This window comes from Ectothiorhodospira mobilis (assembly GCF_900114895.1).
GTDB lineage: Bacteria > Pseudomonadota > Gammaproteobacteria > Ectothiorhodospirales > Ectothiorhodospiraceae > Ectothiorhodospira > Ectothiorhodospira mobilis_A.
On the sequence record NZ_FOUO01000034.1, the window covers coordinates 1 to 1,154 of the forward strand.

A 1,154-nucleotide genomic window follows, 5' to 3' on the forward strand; every position below is an offset into this window, starting at 1 on the left:
TCACCATGAATCCTGAGCGCGTTGCTCAAGATCAGCCACTGAAAATGGCTGCATAACGATGTGCTCTCAGGCGACAACCACCTTGACAGCCGCCGCCCCGGACAAGCTCTTTTACCTCAAGGGTGACTGGCTGACCGCCATTTCGCTGCTGCTCCCAGCGCTGCGGATCATCCGCATATTCCGCGCGTTTCGACTGCTCCGCTTGGCCAGGGCTGGGCGGGGGGGGGTTGCGGTTGGTCCGTGTACTCAGTTCGATGAACCGCGGGATGAAGGCACTGGGCGCGAGCCTGAGCCGACGGGGCTTCGGATATGTGATCGCCCTCACAGCGCTGGTCACGTTCGCCGTCGCGGCCGGGATGTACGCTTTCGAGACCGAGGCGTCAGGCGGCCCGAACAGCTATGGCGAGGCGCTGTGGTGGACCGCCATGATCATGACAACCATGGGCTCGGAGTACTGGCCGCAGACGATCGAGTGGCGAGTACTGTGTGTCTTTCTGTCCCTGTACGCCTTCGGTGTCTTTGGCTACGTGATAGCGGCGCTCGCCACCTTCTTCGTCGGCCGCGATGCCGATAATAGCGACGCCGAAGTGGCAGGGACCAAACAACTCGACGCGGTCCGGGATGAGGTGAGCGCCTTACGTGATGAGATTCGCGCCCTATCGCGACAACCGCCGGAGTTGTGATACGTGGTCGAGGTACATAAAGGCACGCCGAACCAAACGCTGCCTGAATTCAGGGAACCTCGAAAAATCGCCCCATCCGCGGCATCATCCCCCCAACCCCGATAAACGGATGAACCCTCGCCATGCAGCCTGGAGGGAACCTCGATCAATGCGTTCCCTGTCCTCAAATCGCTCATACCCGTTCGGGATCATGGATTCATACGCCCATGAACGTGCATGGTGATCAGAGCCGGACGGTTACAAGGGCATCCAGGAGAGGTGATCTCGAGGCGGTTACACCCGTCACCATGGCTCCGGATAGCTCATCCGCCTCATGCAGCCACCCCCTGCAGGTAGGTCCAGCGCCGGAGGTTGTACACGATGTTGTTCAGGCCGGTCTTCAATCGCGCCCGGGCCAGGCCGATGGTCCGCACCAGTTGTCCCCCCATGGCCGCCTGACTGGCGAAGACGTGCTCCACCCGCGCCCGCACC

General features: G+C 61.5%; 1 protein-coding gene and 1 pseudogene. One reads left to right on the plus strand and one right to left on the minus strand.

Annotated features, from left to right (window positions below; all coding sequences use genetic code 11):
- Window positions 1–266: 266 nt before the first annotated feature.
- Entirely contained in the window at window positions 267–683 is a 417-nt protein-coding gene (locus tag BM214_RS12295; protein WP_177217681.1) for a potassium channel family protein, read from the plus strand.
- A 311-nt stretch (window positions 684–994) separates the two neighbouring features.
- Here the strand turns inward: BM214_RS12295 and BM214_RS12885 are convergent.
- Window positions 995–1,154: pseudogene (locus BM214_RS12885) on the minus strand (IS5/IS1182 family transposase); the annotation flags it as partial.